We start from the raw sequence: 21201 nt of genomic DNA, 5'->3' as shown, positions 1-21201 counted from the left end.
TGTTCCCGGGCCGGCCTGCTGGGCGGGACGCCCGACCGAGGGTGTTCGTCAGCGGTACGTGACACCCGCGGTGCCGTTGCCGGCCGCCGCGGGAGGTTTGTCCGGCCTTGCCCGGGGAACGGCGGTGGAATGACGAAGCCTCGGGTGGTGATCGTAGGAGCCGGTTTCGCCGGGTACCACGCCGCAAAGACGCTTAGCCGGTTGGCCAAGGACCAGGCCGAGATCGTGCTGCTGAACACGACTGACTACTTCCTGTATCTGCCGCTGCTACCAGAGGTCGCCGCCGGTGTTGTCGAGCCGACCCGGATCGCAGTGCCGCTGGCGGGGACACTCGACGGTGTCCGCCTCGTGGTCGGCGAAGCCGACCACGTTGACCTGCGGAACCGCTGGGTCGGTTTCACGCAGCCGGAGGGGGAGCGGAACCGCCTCGCGTACGACCGGCTGGTGCTGGCCGTCGGTAGCGTCAACAAGCTGCTGCCGATCCCCGGGGTCACCGAGTACGCGCATGGCTTTCGCGGTCTGCCGGAGGCGCTCTACGTGCACGACCACGTGGTCCGACAAATCGAGCTGGCGGAACAAGCCACCGACCCGGCCGAACAACGGGCCCGGGCCACCTTCGTGGTGGTGGGAGCTGGCTACACCGGCACCGAGGTGGCTGCCCACGGACAGCTGTTCACCGACCGGCTCCTCGGGCAGCGGTCTGGGCTGAAGCTTCGGCCCCGGTGGATGCTGCTCGACGTGGCGCCGCGGGTGCTGCCCGAGCTGGACCGGCGGATGTCCGACACCGCCCATCGGGTCCTGGACGAGCGGGGAGTGGATGTGCGGATGGGGACCTCGGTTGCGGTCGCGACCGCCGACGGGGTCAAACTCACCGACGGGGAGTTCATCCAGACCTGCTCCCTCATCTGGTGTGTGGGGGTCCGCCCCGATCCGTTCGTCGAGCAGCTCGGCCTGCGGACCGAGAAGGGCCGTCTGGTGACCGATGAGTACCTCAACGTTCCGGGTTTCCCGGAGGTGTTCGCCTGCGGCGACGCCGCGGCCGTGCCCGACCTAGCCCAGCCCGGGCAGGTCTGCGCGATGACCGCCCAGCATGCCCAGCGGCAGGGCAAGCTGGTCGCCCACAACATCGCCGCCTCCTACGGGCAGGGCACCCGCAAGCCGTACAAGCACCATGACCTGGGCTGGGTGGTCGACCTGGGGGGTCGCGACGCGGCAGCGAACCCGTTGAAGGTGCCGCTGGCCGGACTGCCCGCGAAGGTGGTGACCCGGGGATACCACCTGCTCAACATGCCCGGCAATCGAGCCCGGGTGGGTGCCGACTGGCTGCTCGACGCGACCTTGCCCCGTCCGGCGGTCCAGCTGAGCCTGGTGCCGGCCCACTCGGTTCCGTTGGAGGGCAACTCCCCCGAGGTGCCGGCTCACGCGGGGTAGGCGGGGAGGGGCCGGTCCACCACAGGTGGTGGAGGCGGCCCCTCCCCGCCACCGGGCGCCGGGCTAGCCCGCCATCCCGGCCCCCACCTTGTCGATCGCGTCGTCCACCGCGTGGGCCAGATCAACGTCTGGCTCTGTTACCTCCGGCGCTCCCCGGGGCCGGGCGGTCGTCACCGTCAACACCGCGGTGGTGCGGTCGGGTTGACCGATCGAAGGCCCGCGTCCGGTCAGTCGTCGGAGTCGGTCGAGTCGGTCGAGCACGCGGCCGAGGTTCTCGGCGGGCAGCTCGACTGTCCGGGACAGCCCGTGCCGGTCCCCGGACCAGTACGGGAGGCGGGCCAGCACCTCGCGTAGCTGCCCGTCGTCCAGGGACGGGGTTGCGGCCGTTGCCCCGATCACGCCTCCGCCGGGCTCGGGCGGGGCGAGTAGGTCCCACAGCCCCTTCGGGACGTGCAGCGACTCGACCAGGTCGCCGTCCCGGTCGGCCAGCGCGGTGAGGGTGGCCGCCGCCTGGTAGCGGGCCTGTTCCGGGGTACGGCCGCTGAGCCGGCCCACCTCGGCGAGGAAGCCGGGTAGGTCGGAGCGGTCCTCGATCGGGTCCACCGGAGTGATGTCGTGTAGCCGGTTCGGTACGGCAGCGAGCAGCCGGCCGCGTTCGGCCACCCCCAGTGCGCGGGCCAGGGTCAGCACTGTCGCCGTCACGCCCACCTTCGCGGTAGGGAAGTCGACCCCGGACCGCCGCCCAACATCACTCACCAGATCCTGGTAGCTGATCGTGGTGGGATCGGTGCGACCGCTCTCCGGAATGGGCCGTGAATTCTCCGGGGCCCCGATCGGCGGCGGGGCGGGACCACCGCTGGTGCTGGTCGGTTTGTGGCGTCCCGCCGGAGCGGGTCCGTTGCGCCGCCGGTGGTCCAGGCTGGTTAGCTGCTTGGCGGCGCCCAGGCTGGCCCCGGTCTCGCTGGGCCGCTGTCCCTGGCTCCGGGCCTGCCGGGCGAGCGCCCGGCGGCGTTGGTTGTCGCCCTCCATCTGCTTGCGCATGTGACAACTCCTCCACTGCGGTTCCGGCTGTCGCAACTGCCTTCCCACCGCCGGCGAGCAGGAAACAGGGCCGGGCGGCGCGGCCCGCAGGGCCGGCGGCCGGCCCGCGGCGGTGCGGGGCCGCGTTGGCGGTGGCCGCCCCTGCCGGGCTGGACTCGCGGACCACTGCGTCCCTGTCGGATCCTCATCCGGCCTGGGTGATGGTCGCTCACCCGGTTGAGCCGGACGATCGCAGTGGACCGGTGGACTTCCGAGGTATGCGGAAGGGAAGGTCGTGATGAAGCAGATCGTCGAGATCATCCCCGCCCGACCCGGCTGGTACGCGCGTTGGCGTCTGGCACCCGGCGGCACCCGTTGCTATCCGGTCAGCTTGTGGGTCCTGCTTGAGGAGACCGACGGCACTGGCCGGGAGGTGATCGGGGTGGACTGCGTTGGGCAGTGGCCCGGTGCGGACGACAACGAGGCCGGCGGGGAGTTTGTCCGCTACCTCTTCCAAACTCCGGATTCGGGAGCACCGGCGGACGCCGAGGCAACGACGGTGGTGCCGGGGCGGGTTACCGGCCCCGACCTGCGGGCGGTGTAAGGCGGGCGGTGGAAGTGGTGGCATCGACGACAGAGTGCGGAGCTGTGCCGCTCTTCGGCCCGCCGCGCTCCAGCGGGACCGACCGGTAGCGGCCGACCCGGAAAGTATCGGAAATGGCCGCTTCATTCGAATGTTGAATATTTTTTCGGAATGTCCTCGGCGATGGCCCCCGGGCACCGAGGATCGATGGTGGGGATAGACGGACCAGCTGCCTGGGGGCGACAGTATGAGGTTCTCCGTCGTGGACATCGGTTACGACCAGCGGCAGGTCGACTCCTGCCTGAATGAGCTTGGAGTCCGGTTGAGCCGGTTGGCGGCACGCGCTGCGGGCGCCGCGGGGGCCGGACGGAAGTGGGACGAGATTCGCGAGGAGGCGGCGGGCCTGTGCGGGTTGCTCCAGCGGCTTGACCTTGGCGATGTGGCTCGGCGACCCGCCGACGCAGCCGACCGGGAGACGGCGGAGCGGGAGGCAGCCGAACTACTCCTGCGGGCACGACTGGAGTTCGACTCCGCCCGGGAGGAAGCGCGGCGGGTGCGTGAGCAGGTCTACACCGAGGCGGTGCAGGCCCGCCGGGAGCTTGAGGCGGCGCTATACGCCCGGCAGTGCCGGGCGGCCCGGGTTGACCAGATCCTCGGTGGCCCGGCGGAGGCGGTGCCGGCCGACACGCCGACCGCCGCCTCCGCCGTGGGGCCGAGCCGAGTCGCCCAGTGAGGACGAGTCGCTCCCTGGGGGCGAGTCACCCCGCCGAGCGGGACGTTCTTCGTCACACCAACGCGCTGACGATTGTGGTCGCTCGAGTCTCGTGCTGGGCGTACGCATCGGGGAAGGCCGAAACCTGAACAGACTGGGCTGCCCAGGCGACGCTCATCTCCTGCCAGCCGGGGACCTGTAGGAGCGCCTCGTAGAACGCCGTGGCCGCGTAGGTCGGAGTCATCAGGTCGGAGATGCTGCCCCAGCCGGTGCTTGACCGCTGCTGGAAGAGGCCGACCGAGTCGTGGTCCCAGCCAACTGCCTCGTGTGGGTAGTTCTGTGACTCCGGCACGCTTGCGTTGGCGTAGTTGAGCAGGGTGCTCTCCTGCATCGCGGTGGCGATGGCAACGACCAAACCACGATGCGGGATGTTCATCTCGGTCCCAACATCGACAATTGTCTTTGCGTTGTCCATCTGGATCTGGGTCAGCCCGGCGACCGGTTGGGGCGGTACCGACTCGCTGGGTGTGGACTCCTCCTCTGCCATGTCGGTCGGACTGGCGGTGTCGGTCGGACTGGGGGCGTCGGTCGGACTGGGGGTGTCGGTCGGACTGGCGGTGTCGGTCGGACTGAGGCTCGTCGAGGTGGGAATGGCGTCCTCTCGGAGGAGGGAACGTGAGGAGCGCTCGGCGGCGTCGATCCGCTCCGCCGCTGCCTCGGCGACTGGGGTCCGCTCCGGCTGCTCGGGAGTCTGTCGTGTCCCGGCGTAGGCGGCCACGCCGAGGCAGCAGGTGAGGCCGGTAGCGAGAGCGACCCGGGTCGGGGTGGACGCAAGGAGAGCGCGTAGCCCGCGGTGAGGGGCGTGAAAGGTAAGGGTCGTCCGTTCGGTGGAGCTCTCCTCGGTCGAACGGGTAGTCGGTTCGTGCTCGGTCGCCTTCTGGGTGAAGGTGTCGTCGGAGTGCATCCGCCGAGGCTAGAAAGCGGATCGCTCGTTGCCACCGGTCCCTTTGGTGGGACACGTCACTATTTGCACCAAAGTTCGGATGGGGTGGATGAGGTCCGGGGAAACCTCCCAAAACTCAACTATCTCTTATGTCGGAAATAGTTCGTCAAGAACCTCAAAAGGTCGCAGGTCTTCGATCTTGTCGAATGCGCGGACCCGAACACCTACCCTCCTCCGAACAGCTGAGCGTATATAGGTCGTTCGACTGTTTGTGGGTAGGTCAGAGTGCTTGTCCGACGGCTTCCAACTCGCCGTGAGCTGCTCAGCGTCGGCCGTTGTCGGTCAGCGCCACCGTCAGGTGGTGCCGGCTCGCATCCTCGGTGGAGAAGGGCCAGAGTCGGTCCGCGTGCTCCACCAGATCCGCCAGTTGTTGACGGGTCAGTCCAGCCGACGAGATGGAGGCGCTCACGTCGGCCCGGTAGCGGCCGTCGTCGTCTCGGCCGAGCTTCGCCTCCGCCCGTACCTGGACCGTGTGCGCCTCGTCGGTGATTTCGCCGGCCGCCTCCACCGCGGCGTGGTGTAGGCAGGAGGCGAAGGCGGCAGCGAGCAACTGCGACGGGCTCAGCCCGGTGCAGTGCGGAGCCAGTGGGGATGCCAGGGCGGTGGAGAGCCCACCATCCTCAGTTCGGACGTGTCCGCCCTCCGCTGTTGCGGTGGCTGTCTCGTTCAGCCAGGAGCTGTGCTGGGACATCGCGTTCCTCCCGTCACTCACCCCGGGCTACCCAGCTTTCGGCCGGCGAAACCGTGTTTCGGGCGCGGAGGAGCAGCGCAGGGGAGCGGAGCCGGGCTTGGCCTCCGTCGGTGCGCTTCGGTATCTCGGAAATGTCCGAGTAGCCTGCACAGCGGGGGCACAGGAACCGCACAACCGCCCTACAGCGGGGGCATCCAGGATGAGGGCCATGATGACCAACGAGCAGGTGGAACCAGCCCGGGTTGACCTCCGCCGCCCCGATGGCCAGCCCGTGCGTGTCCTGGTCGTTGACGACGAGTCCACCCTGGCTGACCTGCTGTCGATGGCGCTGCGCTACGAGGGTTGGCAGGTGCGGACGGCTGGCAACGGGATGGCGGCGTTGAGCGCAGTCCGCCAGTTTCAGCCGGACGCCGTGGTTCTCGACGTGATGCTGCCCGACCTGGACGGCTTCGCGGTGCTGCGTCGCCTGCGCGGGGTGGCCCCGACGGTGCCGGTGCTCTTTCTGACCGCACGGGACGCGGTCGAGGATCGGGTCGCCGGGCTGACCGTCGGCGGTGACGACTATGTGACCAAGCCGTTCAGCCTGGAAGAGGTGATCGCCCGCCTGCGGGCGCTGCTGCGCCGTTCCGGCTTCGCGATCGCCGCCCAGCAGGAGGCGGTGCTCACCGTGGGTGACCTCTCCCTCGACGAGGACAGCCACGAGGTGAGTCGGGGCGGGCAGTTGATCACATTGACCGCCACCGAGTTCGAGTTACTGCGCTATCTCATGCGTAATCCGCGCCGAGTGCTCAGCAAGGCGCAGATTCTGGACCGGGTGTGGAACTATGACTTCGGGGGTCAGGCCAACGTGGTTGAGCTCTATATCTCGTACCTGCGTAAAAAGATCGACGCCGGCCGCGCGCCGATGATCCACACTCTGCGCGGGGCGGGCTATGTCCTCAAGCCCGCCGAGTGAACGGGCTGGCCGGCGACGATGGCTTGCCGGTTGGTCACTGTGGACGCGGTTGGTGGTTATCCTGGTTGCCCTGCTGGCCGTGGTCAGCGTCGGCATCGGCACCATCACCACCGTCGCCCTGCGGGACTTCCTGACCGACCGGATCGACCGGCAGCTCAGACTCGACGCGGGACCCCGCGGCTTCGTTCCGCCTGTTCCTCGCCCCACCCAGGATGACCTGCAGGTCTCGCGTGGCATGGACGTGGGCTCAGTCGTCGCGCAACTGCGCGACGACCGGGTGGTCAAGGCCCGAATCCAGACCGAGGTCCGGGAGGGCGGGGAGAAGATCGCACCCGAGAAGGTGGCGGGGCTGGGCGCACTGGTGCCCGAAACCGGACCGCGCACCGTGGACCTGGGCGATCTGGGGGAGTACCGCGCCATCGCCCGGCAGTGGCGTGACGGCGAGGTGACCGCGTTCGCACTGCCCCTCGCCGAGGTGCAGGAGACGGTGATGCGAATGGTCGTCGCGCAGGCCGGTGTCGCCGGCGCCGGGTTGGTCGTCGCCGGCACCACGGGCGCGCTCATGGTTCGGCGTACCCTGCGTCCGCTGCGGCGGGTCGCCGCCACCGCACGCAGCGTCAGTGAACTCCCGTTGGACCGGGGCGAGGTGACGCTGCCGGTCCGGGTGCCAGAACCCGACACCGACCCCCGTACCGAGGTGGGCCAGGTCGGTGCCGCGCTCAATCGGATGCTCGGGCACGTCGCCGCCGCGCTCGCCGCGCGGCAGGCCAGCGAGACGCGGGTACGTCAGTTCGTCGCTGACGCGAGTCACGAACTGCGGACGCCGCTGGCCGCCATCCGTGGCTATGCGGAGGTGGCTCGGCGTGGTCGGGACCAGGTGCCGCCCGACGTGGCACACGCCCTGCGCCGCGTCGAGTCCGAGAGCACCAGGATGACTGGTCTGGTGGAGGACCTGTTGCTGCTCGCCCGGCTCGACTCGGGTCGTCCCCTCGCCGTCGCGCCGGTGGACCTCTCCGCGCTGGTCGTGGACGCGGTCAGCGACGCGCACGTGGCCGGGCCCGAGCACCGTTGGCAACTTGACCTGCCGGAGCAGCAGATCGGTGTGCCCGGTGACGCGGCCCGGCTGCACCAGGTGGTGGCCAACCTGCTGACGAATGCCCGGGTACACACCCCGGCCGGCACCACGGTCACCACCAGCCTCGCTGTCGAGCCAGACGCCGCGGTGCTCCGGGTCGCCGACGACGGACCGGGTATCCCGGCGGACCTTCAACCGGAGGTCTTCGAACGCTTCGCGCGTGGCGACAGTTCACGGTCGCGGTCGCACGGCAGCACCGGGCTGGGGCTCGCCATCGTCGCGGCCGTGGTGGACGCCCACCACGGAGTGCTGTCGGTGCGCAGCCGACCCGGCCGCACCGTGTTCACCGTACGGCTGCCGAATTCCACAGCGGAGAATTAGCAAGGGGCGTGGGCGGGTACTGTGGTCCGCCTGGTCGGCCGCACCGCTTCGGTGCTCGTGTACATGGAAGTCGACCTGTTGACGGATCCGGCGGCGCTACTGTCGCTGCTGATGACCGCGGTCGCCAACACGGCGGCGAACCGGCGACTGACCTTCGGGATCACCATGCACCACCGGCGGGGTGGGTGATCAGGAGGTCGCTTCGCTATCAGATCGGAAAATCGCGTGGTTATCACCCGCATCGCTCCGACATGCGCGTACTGTGTCCGAATACATCCCCAGCGTATTGGGCAAACCCTCCCTGGTGGGCCGTTTCGGTGTGCCGAGGGTCGAGATCGGAAGGAGTGGCCGGTGGATCTTCTGGCCTACCTGGACGCGGGATCGGGCAGCCTGATCGTGCAGGCGGTGGTTGGCGGGATAGCTGGTGTCGCGGTGGCCGGCAAGCTCTACTGGCGACGCCTGGTGGACCGGTTCCGCAAGCAGCCCACCGACCGGCACTGACCGGCATGACATCTGCGTATCCCGACCTGCGGGCCGAGCCGGCGTCCTTCCGGGACCCCGCGAACCGCGTCTTCCACCGCGGCGACGACGTGCTGCGTGGGTTGGACGGGCGAGCCGCCGCCGACTGGCGGGCCCTCGTCGGCAGCGACTTCTTCACGGCGCTGCTTGCCGAGGGCAAGGTCTGCGACACCGTCGAGACCAGCCCGGCGCCACCGGGCTGGGCCGCGGTGCTCCGGCACGAACGCATCCCATTCGTCTCCCACCCGTACGAATGGTCCCACGGCATGTTGCGAGACGCCGCCCTGCTGCACCTGGAGATCCTCCAGGCGGCGCTGCCGGGCGGGTTCACCACCAAGGACGGTTCGGCCTACAACCTGCAGTGGCGTGGCGCGGAGCCGGTCTTCATCGACATCGGCTCGTTCACCCCGGTCCGGGATGGTGAACCCTGGGCCGGCTACCGCCAGTTCTGTCAGACCCTGCTCTACCCGCTGCTCCTCGGTGCCCACCTGGGGCTGGACTTTCAGCCGCTGCTGCGGGCCCAGGTGGACGGCATCGAGGCGGACCAGATTCGTCGTCTCTTCACCGGCCGTCGTCGGTTTCGTCCCGGCGTACTTACCCACGTCCACCTACACGACGCGATGCAGCGACGCAACGCTCGATCCAGCACGGCCGAGGTCCGCAACCAGCTACGCGACGCCGGCTACTCCCGTGACCTCGCCGTCGCCACGGTACGCGGCCTGCAACGCCTTGTCGGCCGGCTGGACCGCCCGCCGCCCGCCAGCCACTGGATCGACTACCAGCGCACCTGCGGCTACACCGCCGAGGACCGGGCCGCCAAGGAGCGCTTCGTCGCCGCTTCGCTGACCGCTGGGACCCCGACCCGGCTGGCGCTCGACCTCGGGGCCAACGACGGTCGGTACGCCCGCCTGGCCGCGCGCCATGCCGAGCACGTTGTCGCCGTCGAACAGGACCCGGGGGTGGTCGACCGGCTGTACCGGGAGCTGCGGGCTGCGGGGGAGCAGCGGATCCTGCCACTGGTGATGGATCTGGCCGACCCGTCCCCCGGCGGCGGCTGGCGGGGGGTCGAGCGGGCCTCCTTCGGGGATCGGGCGCGGGCTGATGTCGTCCTTGCCCTGGCGGTGGTCCACCACCTCGCGGTGGGGCGTAACGTCCCATTACCGGAGGTGGTCGCGTGGCTGGCCGGTTTCGGTCGGCCGGGCACCCGCCTGGTGGTGGAGTTCGTGCACCCGGAAGATCCGATGGCCCGCCGGCTGCTTGCCAACAAGCTGGAGAACACCTTCCCCCACTACCGGCGGGACGAGTTCGAGCGGCTGCTCGCCGCCCGCGGTCACCTCGAGGAGCGCCTTCACCTGCCGTCGGGTAGTCGGACCCTGTACCGGGTGGTCCTGAGTGGCTGACGTGGGCGGCGCGCCCACACCGGATCAACCCGTCGGAGTGGCCGGCACCACTGATCGACGAGCCGGTGCAGCGGGGGGCCCGGACGGCGCAGCGCGGCGTGGCTGGAGAGCGGAGGGCTGCCGGCTGCTGGAGCTCGCCGCTCTGCTCGGGCTCGTGGTCACTCAGCCGTTGTTGGATGTACTCGGCCGGAGTCCGGACTTCTTCCTCTTCCATCGGGCCAGTCGGGGCGAGATCGTGCAGCTGGTCGTGCTGGTCGCGATCGTGCCGACCGTCGTGGTCGGCACGATCGCGGCGATGTCGCGGCTGGCCGGCCGTACCGTCCGGGAGCTGACCCACACGCTGCTGGTGGGGCTACTGCTTACCGCGCTGGCCGTACAGATTGGACGGCATCTGACACCGTTGCGGGGCGTACCACTGTTGGTGCTGGCGCTGGTTGTCGCGGTGGCGGCGACGGTGGCCTACCGGCGGTGGCGTGCCCCGGCCCGCGTGCTGCGGGTCGCGGCGCTCGGGCCAGCAGTCTTCGTTGCGCTGTTCCTGCTCGTGTCGCCCACCTCGACGGTGGTGTTGCCGCGCGGGGATGGCGGCGCCGTCGGGCTGGCCCGCGCTGGTGGCCACCCGCCGGTGGTGCTGTTGATCCTCGACGAGCTGCCTCTCGTCTCCCTGCTCGGCCCGGACGGGCAGATCGACGCGGACCGGTTCCCGCACTTCGCGGAGCTGGCCACTGGCTCGACCTGGTACCGCAACGCGACGGGGGTCAGCGGTTGGACGCCGTACGCGTTGCCGGCGATGCTGACCGGCCGCTACCCGGCCACGGGGGCGGCTCCACACTATTCACAGCATCCGGACAACCTGTTCACCGCCTTCGGCGGCCTGTACGACATCCGTGCCGAGGAGAGCATCACCCGGCTCTGCCCGCCCAGCCGCTGTGAGACGCCGCCGGGTCGGGAGCAGGGGATGGGTGTACTGGCTCGGGAGAGCGCGAAGTTGCTGGCCCGAATATCCGCGCTGACGGAGAGCCGGGTTGACCCGGCGGACTCCTACCGGGAGCAGACCGCCGCTGAGGCTGGCATCGACGCGGCCGAGCCGATCCCGGCGGATCCGAAGTTTCGCTGGGACCGGCTGAACGACAACCAGCCGGCCCGGTTCAGTAGCTTCCTCGCCGGACTCCAGCCATCCGCCCGGCCCACCCTGCACTTCCTACACCTGCTGATGCCGCATTCGCCGTGGGCGTACCTGCCCTCGGGGGTGCGCTATGCGGCGCCAGAGGACTTCCCGAACGAGGGGGAGGGCTGGGTGGAACTGGCCCGTCAGCGGCATCTGGCCCAGCTCGGCTACACCGACCGGCTGATCGGCGAGACCCTGCGTACGCTGCGCGCCACCGGACTCTACGACGACGCCCTGCTGGTGGTCACCGCCGACCACGGGGTGAGCTTCACCAAGGGGGCACAGGGGCGGGGGATGGGCGCGATCGAGGTCGCCGCCGATGAGGTGGCCTGGGTGCCGCTGTTTGTCAAGTATCCCGGGCAGCGCACCGGCCGGCTCGACGACCGGAACTGGCAGCACGTTGACCTGCTGCCCACCATCGCCGATGAGGCGGCGATCCGGTTGCCCTGGGCGGTTGATGGCCGGTCGGCGCGGGAGGCGCCCCGGGCGCAGGCGAGCAAGGTGTTCTATGACCGGCCCGCCCAGCCGACCCCGATCGGCGGTGGCGTACCCACCGCGGTGCCGCCCGTCGCGCCGCACCCGCTGGTCGGCAGCACGGTGCCGGATCAGCCGGCGGCAGGGGTGGCCCGGGTCGAGAACCTGGCTGCCTTCCGGGAGGTGGACCCGGACCAGGGCATGCTGCCCGCGTTGGTCTGGGGCGACCTGCCCGACGAGATCCCTGATGGCACCCCGCTGGCGGTGGCCATCAACGGCCGGGTTGCCGTCGTGGTTCCGGTGGTTGGCCGGGACGAGGGCGGGCGCCGGTTCGCCGCCCTGATCGGCGATGACCAGATCTTTCGGCCGGGAGCCAACCAGCTTGCTCTCTTCCTCGTCGCTCCAGATGGCACGCTGACCCGACTCGCGCTCTCCTGACCCCGGTCCCCGGTCGGCCCGCGGTTGCCCGTTATTCGGCCCCGGCCCGTCCATCCCGGCCTCTGCCCGGCAGTTTGTAGTGCGCTGATGTGATTTCGACTGATTTGTTGCCGTCCAGTGGTTTCGTTCTGCCCTGTCCTGCCTCGGCCTGACTTTCGGTCCTGGGGCGGTCGACCGGTCGGTGTTTCCTGGGCCGCTCGGCCGGGAAATGGGTGACGCATACCTCACCGGTGAACCACCGCGGACGGTGTCCTGGGAAGCACGAATACGGTAAAAGCGAAGGAAATTCAACGAAGAAGATCTGTCGGCGAAGCGAGGACGCACATGACGGAAGTCAAGCTCGATCACCCCGGTGGGCAGCTGTCGATGCCGGTGAAAGCGGCGATCGAGGGTCCCGCCGGCATCGGGGTGAGCCAGATGCTCAAGCAGACCGGGATGACGACCTACGATCCTGGTTTCGTGAACACGGCCGCCTGTTCGTCCGCGATCACCTATATTGACGGCGACGCGGGAATTCTGCGCTACCGTGGCTACCCGATCGAGCAGCTGGCGGAGAAGTCCTCCTTCCTGGAGGTCTCGTACCTGTTGACCTACGGTGAGCTGCCCACCCAGCAGCAGCTGACCGAGTTCACCGAGCGGATCCGGCGGCACTCGCTGCTGCACGAGGAGATGCGTCGGTTCTTCGACGGCTTCCCCCGGGAAGCGCACCCGATGGCGGTGCTCTCCTCGGCGGTCAGCGCCATCTCCACCTTCTACCAGGACAGTCTCGACCCGTTCGACGACGAGCATGTGGAGATGTCGACGGTCCGGCTGATGGCGAAGGTGCCGACCATCGCCTCGTACGCCTACAAGAAGTCGATCGGCCAGCCGCTGCTGTACCCGGAGAACTCCCTCGGGTACGTGGAGAACTTTCTCCGGATGACCTTCGGTGTGCCGGCCGAGCCGTACGAGGTCGATCCGGTGATGGCTCGGGTGCTGGACATGCTGTTCATCCTGCACGCCGACCACGAACAGAACTGCTCCACCTCGACCGTACGGCTGGTGGGTTCCAGCAACGCCAACCTCTTCGCCTCGGTCTCCGCCGGTGTGAACGCCCTCTTCGGTCCGCTGCACGGCGGTGCGAACCAGGCCGTGTTGGAGATGCTGGAGACAATCCAGGCCGACGGCGGCGATGTCCGTTCCTTCGTGCGGCGGGTCAAGGACCGGCAGGCCGGTGCGAAGCTGATGGGCTTCGGCCACCGGGTCTACAAGAACTACGACCCCCGGGCCGCCATCGTGAAGAAGGCCGCCCAGGATGTGCTCGGTCGGATGTCCAACTCGGATCCGATGCTGGACCTCGCGATGGAGCTGGAGGAGATCGCCCTCGCCGACGACTTCTTCGTCTCCCGCCGGCTCTACCCGAACGTGGACTTCTACACGGGCCTGATCTACAAGGCCATGGGCTTCCCGACGAAGATGTTCACGGTCCTGTTCGCGCTGGGGCGGCTCCCCGGCTGGATCGCCCAGTGGCGTGAGATGATCAAGGATCCGGAGACGAAGATCGGCCGTCCGCGGCAGGTCTACACCGGTGCCGTGCAGCGCGACTACGTCAACCTCGAGCAGCGCTGACCCGGAGCGACAATCGCCCAACTCAATCGGCCGGTAGCCGTTGACACCATGGTGGGTGTCAGTGACTGCCGGCCGTTTGCGGGTGTCGGGACTGCCCCACACTCGCCTTGCCAAAGCGGTCGCCGCGGCAGTCGCAACGGCCCGACCTGACCGGGGTGTCATCTCCACCAGCGATCAGATCGTTGACCAGCCGGGGACGCCGCTGCAAGCCGCGCCGGAGACTCCGGTCGCCCAGCTCATCCACGACATCGAGGCGAGTGGCGTCCCGACGGCGGTCGTCGCTCCGCGCCTCTACCTGGAAGGGCGGTGGCGGAGTCCCGGCGCCGCCACCTACCTGAACGCCGCCGCTACGGGCGTACGTGAGTCGCATCGTCGGATGTCGACACTCTTCGTTGCCGTGCGGCCTCGTACAACACGACGGTCGCCGCGGCGGCGGCGTTCAGGGAACTGGCGGCGCCGGTTATCGGGATCCGTACCATCTGGTCGCAGGACTGCCGCCATGCCGTGCTGAGTCCGCGCGTCTCGTTCCCCACCGCGATGAGCTTGGGGCCAGTGAGGTCGTGTCCGGCGATCTCGACCTCGCCGTTCTCGTCGGTGCCGACGATCTCGATGGGGATGTGCGCAGCGCGCAGCGAGTCGGCCCAGTCCAGTACCGCCCGATGGCTCGGCACGCGCACCACGGGCACAGTGAACATCGAACCGGTACTCGCGCACGGACTTGGGGTCGTAGGGGTCGGCTGCGTGCCCGGTGATGACCACGCCGGCGGCTCCGAAGGCGTCCGCGGACCGAACCAGCGAACCAATGTTGCCGGGAGCGGTCGGTCGGTCGAAGACCATCACCAACATGTCGGCCGAGCGGGGTATCCGCTGCAGTCGGTCCTCGGGGAGCCCGACCACCGCGAGTAACTCTGGTGGCTCCTCGTCCTTGCCTCCGAGCTCACCCAAAAGCTCCGGCGACACCGCCACCCGACTGGCCCCGCCGACCCGGTCCAGCAGGTCTCGACTCCATCGGGAGAGGTTCTGCCCGTCGGGATACAGCAGTGCACGGACCTGCCAACCGTGCTCGACGGCGAGGGTGATGGGCCGGACCCCCTGGACCAGGAACTCCCCCGCGCGCTGGCGTTTGGTGCGATTGGTCAGCAGGGCCTGCCACTGCTGGAAGGTCGCGCTCCGGGTGCTGACCCTGATTGTTCTCGCCACGTCCTCAGTGCCTCCTCGCTGCGCCTACCGCAGGCGGTGTGGCGGGGTGCTGCCGACAGTGCAAGCGGTCGTGATCTCTCTGCTGGCCGGAGCTGAAGCGCGTCGGGCCGCTCAGGTGTGGTTGGCGGGCGGCGCCTCGGAGCCGGATTCGTCCGCTGTGATCGAGGCGGTGAACCTGGTCAGCAGCCGGGCCAGGTCGGCGATCTGGTTCAGGTCGGTGTGCGGCTCGTCCTTTGGCGATGTGGCCCAGTACTCGGTGGGTCTACCGGCGACGAATTTTGATCATTGCCCGTTCGATGGCGACCAGAACCGGGTCGGGATCCTCGACTGCCGGCCGAGGTGTCAGTTCGGTCGCTGACACTTCCACACCTTACTATCCGAATTCGACCGGGTGGGTCAGGGGATGGGCCACTCGTGGGCCGGTCGGTTGCTGTGCATCAGGTCCACATAGTGGCGGACCACCTCGCGCAGCGCCTCGGGCCGGCGCAGACGATCAGCGGACTCAAGTCTGTTCAGGGTGGCGACCTGCCAGCTCGCCCCGTTGCGGCCGGTGAGGCAGCGCTGCTCGATGATGCCGAGCAGCCGATCCCGCTCGGTGGGGTCCATTCCCCAGCGATCCAGCCCGTGGTGGGCCAGCGGCAGTAGTCGGCGGAGCACCAACTCGGTGACGGGTAGGTAGCCGAGGCCCGGCCAGAAGACCTGCGCGTCGATGCCGTGCCGAGCGCAGGTGGCGAAGTTCTCCTCGGCGGCGTTGAATGACATCTGCGACCACAGCGGGCGGTCACTCTCGGCCAGCGCGCGGACAAGGCCGAAGAAGAACGCTCCGTTGGCGACGGTGTCGACCACGGTGGGCCCGGCCGGTAGCACGCGGTTCTCCAGCCGTAGCCGCGGCCGGCCCGCCTGGACGTCGTACCTCGGCCGGTTCCACCGGTAGATGGTGCCGTTGTGCAGGCGTAGCTCGGCCAGCTTCGGCACGTTACCAGCCGCGATCGCGTCGGTTGGGTCCTCCGGGTCGCAGACCGGCAGCAGTGCGGGGAAGTAGCGGACGTTTTCGTCGAAGAGGTCGAAGACGGTGGTGATCCAGCGTTCCCCGAACCACACCCGGGGGCGGACGCCCTGTGCCTTGATCTCCTCTGCGCGGGTGTCGGTCGCCTGTTCGAACAGCGGTATCCGCGTCTCCCGCCAGAGCTCCCGGCCGAAGAACAGCGGTGCGTTGGCGCCCAGCGCGACCTGAACGCCGGCGATCGCCTGCGCCGCGTTCCAGTAGTCGGCGAACTGGGCGGGGCTGACCTGGAGGTGGAACTGAGCGCTGGTGCAGGCCGCCTCTGGAGTGATGGTGTCCGCGGTGATCGCTAGTCGCTCCACGCCGTTGATGACGATCCGCAGATCTTCGCCGCGTGCGGCGAAGATCTGCTCGTTGAGCAGTTCGAAGCGGGGATTCGCAGAGAGCGCGGCCGAGGTGAAGTGTTCTGGCCGTAGCGTCGGCAAGATTCCGATCAGGACGAGGCGGGCACCGACGGTGCGGGCCCGGACATCGGCGGCGTCGAGGCGCTCACGGAGCGTCTTTTCGAACTGCCACGCCCCCGTGCCGGCGAGTCGCAGCGGAGTTACGTTGATCTCCAGGTTGAACTGACCCAGCTCAGTCTGGAAGTCGGGGTCGGCCACCGCGGCCAGCACGGCGGCGTTGCGCATCGCGGGCCGCGACTCGTCGTCGATCAGGTTGAGCTCGATCTCCAGCCCGGTCGTTGGCCGATCCACGTCGAACCGGGAGTCCGGCAGCAACTCGGCGAAGGCCCGGAGGCAATGGTGGAGCTTTTCCCGATGCCGGGCTCGATCCGCACGGTCGAAGGTCTGTACGTCACTGTGCTCGCCCATGGTCACCGCCCTGTCACCGCTGGCCCCCATGACATTCGCACAGTGCGTCCGATGGCGGTAGACCTGTTGACTTCTCCCACCCACCCGGTACGCGGTAGCGGTCCGTCGATCCGGCGGCGAGCGCCCCCCGCAGCCATGTGGACCGAGCGGCTACCGGAACCGGCTCACAGCAGGCTGGCACAGGCGGCCACTGTAGCCAGCAGCAGCAGCCCCAGGCTGGCCTGGAGCAGGAGCGGCGGCCCGAGATGCGACCAGAGTGTCGCCGTACGCGGGGTGAGTGACTGTCCGGTGGTGAGGTTGACGATCCGCTCGATCTTCGGCGGAAGCTCGGAGTCGCGTTGGCGGCGTAGGGTGAGTTGCACGTGGTCTGCCGGGTGAAGGGCGCTCTGCGGCAGGTGCCCGTGTAGCTCGACCTCGTACAGCCGTCCGGCGGAGTCGCGCAGGCGGACAGGGGTAACCAGGAATTCCGGCCCGTTCCGGAGCTCCTTGAACGTGCGCCGACCGCGGCCGGAACCGGCTGCCGCGAGCTGCTGGAGCAGGGCCATCAGCATTCTGACCACGCCGGCTGCCACGAGCACCGCCACCAGCACCGGCTGGCCCACCCGCACCTCACGCGGGTAGCCCTCGAGTAACCGGATGATTCGTCCGGTGACGATGCGCGCCGTCGGATGAGTGATCCGTGGGGTATGTAGGTCGCTGTCCATCGCCACCACCCAGGGGTTGATCTGTTCCCCGATGGTATCGGCCGGCGTGGGTGAATGGTGGGAATGAACGTCGGTCACGTGGCGTGGGTCAGGTGACAAGTCAGCCGGCACGGGTACACGCAGGGTCGAGCTGGAAAGGGGTCGCGCATGCAGCTGTCCTTCCTACGCCCGCTCTATGATCGACCGGGCCCGTGGTGTTCGGTGTACCTGGATGCCTCCGCCGACACCGAGGACGCCCACGCCGCGCTGGACCTGCGCTGGCGCGCGCTCCGGGACCGACTTCAGGAGCAACGGGCCGACCCGGCGTCGATCGAGGCGATCGATCGGGTGGTTCGGGGGCACAACCCGATGCCGGGCGACTACGGCATCGCCGTCTTCGCCAGTCATGGTCGGGTGGCCCTGTCGGAGTACCTGTCCGCCCCCCCGCTGCGGGATATCGCCGCGGTTGCGTCGCTGCCACACGTAATGCCGCTGCTGGCCCAGCGGGGCGAGCAGGTGGCCTGGGTGCGTGTGATCGCCGACCGGACCGGAGCGGACGCGATGGCGGTCAGCGCGGGGGGCGTGCCCCGACACGCCCATGTGCAGGGCCGACAGGACTACCAGCTGCGTCGTGTGCAGCCCGGCGGTTGGTCCCAGTCCCGCTATCAGCGGGCTGCGGTGGAGGCCTGGCACCGCAACGCGGGTGACATCGCCGCCGCCGCCGCGGAGCTGGCCGAGCGGGTGCGCGCCGACGTGGTGGTGGTGTCTGGAGATGTACGGGCGACCGGTGTGATCGCCGCGCAGCTGCCGGAACGCTGGCAGGAGGTGCTGGTCCGTACCGATGCCGGCAAGCGGGCCGATGGCGCCGACCACACCCAGCTGGACGACCTGACCGTGCAGACCATCGCCGAGGTGGCCGACCAGCGGGTCAGCACCGCCCTGGACCGCTTCGGCCAGCAGGAGGAGATCGGGTCCGGGCTGGATGCGGTGGTCTCCGCGTTGCAGCGAGACCAGGTTGAGAACCTGCTCATCGTGGATGACCCGGCGGCGACGGGAGAGCTGTGGGTGGGGGCTGATCCCACCCAGATCGCCACTGATCCCGAGCAGCTGTCCGCGATGTCGGTCCGGGATCCGGAGCAGGTACGCGTGGATGCCGCCTTGGTGCGGGCCTTGGTGGGGACTGACGCGGAGTTGACCGTCCTCGGCCCGGACGAGGCGCCGGAGCTGACCGACGGGGTGGGCGCGGTCCTGCGGTACGTCGATGCCGCCACCCCGGGGCGGGACCGCGCCTGAGGTCCCGCCACCCATCCGTCTGGATTACCGGGTAAATCCCGAGGAGTAAGGGATGCCCAGTTTGAACCCCATCGGGGCGGGAAGCCGGGCTGCGTGGTTAGCGAACGAGGAAAGGTCGGGCCGGCGCGCCGGGTGCGCGCCGGGCACGCCGACGGGCTGGCCGGCGACCGCGTCGTGGCAGCCGGCAGCGCAGCCCGGACCTTGGTCGCGGCCACCGCCCGGGCCCTGCGTGGCACCGACTGCGCCGACCTGGGACACCCCAAAGGGATGTCTCGTCTCAGCGGGGCACCCGAACCGGTGCGGCGGGCAGCGGCTGCCCGGGCCGCCGGCCGGGTCGCCCTGACCGTGGGGCAGGCCGCCGAGGTGGACGCAGACCAGGTGGCCCGTTGGTTCGCCGACCAGTACCCCCGCCGCCGCTATCCCGGGTTGCTCCTCGGCTCCCCGCACGGCGCGGCGGCGCACCTCGCGGTCGCGCTCGGCATCCCGTGGTTGCCCACCGCCTTCGAGTTGAGCGTGCACTGGCCGCAGGGGGCGGTGGACGGGCCGCAGGCCGCGCTCGATCACGGTGCCGCGCTGGCCGCACGGTTGTTGGTGGGCAACCCCGAACTCCACGTACGGCAGGTGCACTGCCCGGCCAGCCGCGGCGCGCTGGCGGGGGTGACGGTCGCGCTGGCCGCTCGCTGGCGCTGGCTGCCCGCGGCCTACCTCCGGTTGCTGGCCGAGTGCCTGGAGCCTGCAGCGCCGGTGCTGCTGCTCTGCGACGCCCGTACCTGGCCGGTGGTTGACTCCGCCCCCGGGCACAGCTTCCAGGTCGGCTCTCCGGGCAGTGGGTTTGATCCGGTGGATTTCCACCCGGACAGTCCGGCGTTGCGTCAGGTGCTCCACGCGGCCGGAAGCGACGGCGCACGGTGGTGCCCGCCGGCAGTGGCGGGGGTGCCCCGTCTGGCCGAACACGGGGTGGAGCCCGGGTTCGAGCAGTCCGTTCGGGAATGGGGTTCGGTGCACCGGCATCCGTCGCATCGGGTACTCGTGCCAGAGCCGGCGGTGTTGAGCGCGGTGACTGCGGACCTGTACCGGCACTGGTTGCGCACGGCCGGAAAGACCGGCAACCGTCTGGTCGTCGAGTGCGGCCGGCTGCTCGACCCGTGGCAGGTGCTTCGGGCCGGCATGGTGCCCTACTGGTGTGAGAACGCCACCCGGCGCAGCGTGCAGGGGGCGGAGTGGTGGCTCGCCGGCAGTGAGCCGTTCAGCTCGGTGGACGTGTTGCCGGAGCCGCCGGGGGTGCGGTCACCGGCGGTCGCCGGGCTTCCCCAGTGGCTGGCCGTGGCCGGCTTCGGCCGTCGTCGGCGGGTTCTGGATCGGTCGGCAGCCCGGGGCTACCCGGTCACGTCAGTGCCCACCCGTCGGGCCACCGAGGTGCTGCGGGCGCAGTCGTACGACCTGCCGACACCGCCGCCGATGACCGTTGCGGCAGCCCTTGCGGCGCTCCGTGACGGCGGCTCCCAGCAGGGCCTGCTCGTCTCCTGACCCGGACGCGCCGAAACATCCTCGCGAACCCCGGGTCCCGTGATTGAGTACCTACGGAGCGGGAACACCGCTGGCCGCGGCGGCCGGATCCTGCCGGCGCCCGCTGGCGTCCCAGCCACGAAACCCACTTCCGACCCGGTGCGTGGTGTCACCACGCGCACGACCGGTTTGCCAAATCCGGGCGGGACCTTCCTGAGGGAGGCGCGGATGTTCGGACAGACCACCACAAGTACTCCGTCACCGACCGACCGAGGCCTGGAGGACCTCGACGCAGCGGCCCTGGCGTACGCGGCGCGGATCGAGGGGTTGCCGCCCCAGCGGTGCCAGGAGGCCCGTGACGACCTGGTCCGCTTCGCTCTGCCGTTCGCCGGACGACTGGCCCGTCGGTACCGTGGGCGGGGCGAGCCGCTGGAGGACCTGGAACAGGTCGCGCGGCTCGGTTTGGTGAACGCGGTGGATCGTTACGACCCGGAGCGGGGCTCCTTTACCGCATACGCGGCGATCACTATCGTCGGTGAGATCAAGCGCCACTTCCGGGACCGTACCTGGGGCGTGCACGTGCCCCGCCGGCTGCGTGACCTCATTCTCGAGGTTGGCCAGGCCACCGCGGCGCTGACCAGCGAGCTGTCGCGGGCGCCGACGGTGGCGGAGCTGGCGGCGCGGTTGGAGACGCCGGAGGAGGAGATCCTGGCGGCGCTGGAGTCGGCTGCCGGCTACAGTCCGGCGTCGCTCAACGCCCCGGTCGGCGGCGAGAGCTCGGCCGAGTTCGGCGATCTGGTGGGTGAGTCCGACAACGCGCTGGAGTCGGTGGATGATCGGGTTACCGTGAGCGGCCTGCTGCATCGGTTGCCCTGGCGGGAACGGCGGATCCTCGCCATGCGTTTCTACGGCAACCAAACCCAGGCGGAGATCGCCGCTCGCTTCGGCATCTCCCAGATGCACGTGTCCCGACTGCTGTCTCGGGCGCTGACCTGGCTGCGGCAGGCGATGCTCGCCGACGCGCCGCCGCCGTGGCAGAACGGCGTCGCCGAGGCGGAGACCGGCCGCCCCAGAACTCGGTGAGAGCCGTACGGCTATTCCGGGTGCGGCCGGCGCCGCGTCGCTCGTTCACGCACCTTCGCTGATCGTGTCTGACCCGCCGACCGCTGCGCCCGACGGATCCCGGGCG

The 21201-nt window shown here is 69.6% G+C and carries 17 protein-coding genes and 3 pseudogenes; 14 read left to right on the top strand and 6 right to left on the bottom strand.

Translation table 11 applies throughout. From position 1 onward, the window contains the following. Nucleotides 1–129 precede the first annotated feature (129 nt). On the top strand, nucleotides 130–1431 hold the full coding sequence (locus tag SALPAC6_RS0107680) for an NAD(P)/FAD-dependent oxidoreductase (protein WP_026189416.1): 1302 nt from the start codon (nucleotides 130–132) through the stop codon (nucleotides 1429–1431). A 63-nt stretch (nucleotides 1432–1494) separates the two neighbouring features. Here SALPAC6_RS0107680 and SALPAC6_RS0107675 read toward each other — a convergent pair whose 3' ends face one another. Then, nucleotides 1495–2472 (bottom strand): DUF2267 domain-containing protein, encoded by a 978-nt coding sequence (locus SALPAC6_RS0107675; RefSeq protein WP_018252846.1) that lies wholly within the window; start codon nucleotides 2470–2472, stop codon nucleotides 1495–1497. A gap of 277 nt (nucleotides 2473–2749) precedes the next feature. Here SALPAC6_RS0107675 and SALPAC6_RS0107670 point away from each other — a divergent pair, with 277 nt between their 5' ends. Continuing rightward, nucleotides 2750–3055 (top strand): hypothetical protein, encoded by a 306-nt coding sequence (locus tag SALPAC6_RS0107670; RefSeq protein WP_018252845.1) that lies wholly within the window; start codon nucleotides 2750–2752, stop codon nucleotides 3053–3055. Nucleotides 3056–3281: 226 nt separating this feature from the next. Continuing rightward, nucleotides 3282–3767, top strand: a complete 486-nt coding sequence (locus SALPAC6_RS0107665) for a hypothetical protein (RefSeq protein WP_018252844.1) — start codon at nucleotides 3282–3284, stop codon at nucleotides 3765–3767. Between the two features lie 52 nt (nucleotides 3768–3819). Here the strand turns inward: SALPAC6_RS0107665 and SALPAC6_RS0107660 are convergent, their stop codons facing one another. Continuing rightward, on the bottom strand, nucleotides 3820–4710 hold the full coding sequence (locus tag SALPAC6_RS0107660) for a hypothetical protein (RefSeq protein ID WP_018252843.1): 891 nt from the start codon (nucleotides 4708–4710) through the stop codon (nucleotides 3820–3822). Between the two features lie 301 nt (nucleotides 4711–5011). Continuing rightward, nucleotides 5012–5440 (bottom strand): OsmC family protein, encoded by a 429-nt coding sequence (locus SALPAC6_RS0107655; protein ID WP_018252842.1) that lies wholly within the window; start codon nucleotides 5438–5440, stop codon nucleotides 5012–5014. Between the two features lie 208 nt (nucleotides 5441–5648). Here SALPAC6_RS0107655 and SALPAC6_RS0107650 point away from each other — a divergent pair, with 208 nt between their 5' ends. The 8 genes and pseudogenes from SALPAC6_RS0107650 to SALPAC6_RS27415 form a co-directional block, all read left to right on the top strand. Then, a complete protein-coding gene (locus SALPAC6_RS0107650) occupies nucleotides 5649–6395 on the top strand; it encodes a response regulator transcription factor (RefSeq protein ID WP_018252841.1) in 747 nt (248 codons plus the stop codon). Continuing rightward, nucleotides 6373–7851 (top strand): sensor histidine kinase, encoded by a 1479-nt coding sequence (locus SALPAC6_RS0107645; RefSeq protein ID WP_050563430.1) that lies wholly within the window; start codon nucleotides 6373–6375, stop codon nucleotides 7849–7851. The genes SALPAC6_RS0107650 and SALPAC6_RS0107645 overlap by 23 nt, the downstream gene beginning before the upstream one ends. 30 nt (nucleotides 7852–7881) lie before the next feature. Continuing rightward, a pseudogene (locus tag SALPAC6_RS30725) lies at nucleotides 7882–8034 on the top strand (glycosyltransferase family 2 protein); the annotation flags it as partial. Nucleotides 8035–8202: 168 nt separating this feature from the next. Next, a complete protein-coding gene (locus tag SALPAC6_RS29650; protein WP_018252838.1) occupies nucleotides 8203–8352 on the top strand; it encodes a hypothetical protein in 150 nt (49 codons plus the stop codon). 5 nt (nucleotides 8353–8357) lie between these two features. Further along, nucleotides 8358–9770 carry a class I SAM-dependent methyltransferase gene (locus SALPAC6_RS0107630; RefSeq protein WP_018252837.1) on the top strand — a complete coding sequence of 471 codons (1413 nt, stop codon included), beginning with the start codon at nucleotides 8358–8360 and terminating at the stop codon, nucleotides 9768–9770. Then, a complete protein-coding gene (locus SALPAC6_RS0107625; protein WP_018252836.1) occupies nucleotides 9763–11847 on the top strand; it encodes a sulfatase-like hydrolase/transferase in 2085 nt (694 codons plus the stop codon). Before SALPAC6_RS0107630 ends, SALPAC6_RS0107625 begins: the two co-directional genes overlap by 8 nt. A gap of 324 nt (nucleotides 11848–12171) precedes the next feature. After that, a complete protein-coding gene (locus SALPAC6_RS0107620) occupies nucleotides 12172–13455 on the top strand; it encodes a citrate synthase (protein WP_018252835.1) in 1284 nt (427 codons plus the stop codon). A gap of 109 nt (nucleotides 13456–13564) precedes the next feature. Then, a pseudogene (locus SALPAC6_RS27415) lies at nucleotides 13565–13756 on the top strand (hydroxylase); the annotation flags it as partial. Nucleotides 13757–13802: 46 nt separating this feature from the next. Here SALPAC6_RS27415 and SALPAC6_RS25520 read toward each other — a convergent pair. The 3 genes and pseudogenes from SALPAC6_RS25520 to SALPAC6_RS0107600 all read right to left on the bottom strand — a co-directional run bounded on the left by SALPAC6_RS25520 (nucleotide 13803) and on the right by SALPAC6_RS0107600 (nucleotide 17243). Continuing rightward, nucleotides 13803–14655 (bottom strand): annotated as a pseudogene (locus SALPAC6_RS25520) (TrmH family RNA methyltransferase). 396 nt (nucleotides 14656–15051) lie between these two features. Then, on the bottom strand, nucleotides 15052–16530 hold the full coding sequence (locus SALPAC6_RS0107605; RefSeq protein ID WP_026189413.1) for a glutamate--cysteine ligase family protein: 1479 nt from the start codon (nucleotides 16528–16530) through the stop codon (nucleotides 15052–15054). A gap of 164 nt (nucleotides 16531–16694) precedes the next feature. Continuing rightward, the gene (locus SALPAC6_RS0107600; protein ID WP_026189412.1) at nucleotides 16695–17243 is read right to left on the bottom strand and encodes a hypothetical protein; all 549 of its coding nucleotides are present in this window, start codon (nucleotides 17241–17243) and stop codon (nucleotides 16695–16697) included. Nucleotides 17244–17381: 138 nt separating this feature from the next. Here SALPAC6_RS0107600 and SALPAC6_RS0107595 point away from each other — a divergent pair, with 138 nt between their 5' ends. The 3 genes from SALPAC6_RS0107595 to SALPAC6_RS0107585 all read left to right on the top strand — a co-directional run bounded on the left by SALPAC6_RS0107595 (nucleotide 17382) and on the right by SALPAC6_RS0107585 (nucleotide 21095). Continuing rightward, nucleotides 17382–18506, top strand: coding sequence for a baeRF2 domain-containing protein (locus SALPAC6_RS0107595; RefSeq protein ID WP_018252829.1), 1125 nt, complete (start codon nucleotides 17382–17384; stop codon nucleotides 18504–18506). 132 nt (nucleotides 18507–18638) lie between these two features. Beyond that, the gene (locus SALPAC6_RS0107590; RefSeq protein ID WP_018252828.1) at nucleotides 18639–20033 is read left to right on the top strand and encodes a hypothetical protein; all 1395 of its coding nucleotides are present in this window, start codon (nucleotides 18639–18641) and stop codon (nucleotides 20031–20033) included. Nucleotides 20034–20240: 207 nt separating this feature from the next. Continuing rightward, on the top strand, nucleotides 20241–21095 hold the full coding sequence (locus SALPAC6_RS0107585; RefSeq protein WP_018252827.1) for a SigB/SigF/SigG family RNA polymerase sigma factor: 855 nt from the start codon (nucleotides 20241–20243) through the stop codon (nucleotides 21093–21095). Nucleotides 21096–21201: the final 106 nt, after the last annotated feature.

The organism is Salinispora mooreana (assembly GCF_000379065.1).
Classification (GTDB): domain Bacteria; phylum Actinomycetota; class Actinomycetes; order Mycobacteriales; family Micromonosporaceae; genus Micromonospora; species Micromonospora mooreana.
Note: the sequence above shows the minus strand (reverse complement) of the source record. Positions and strands in the feature narration are given on the sequence as shown.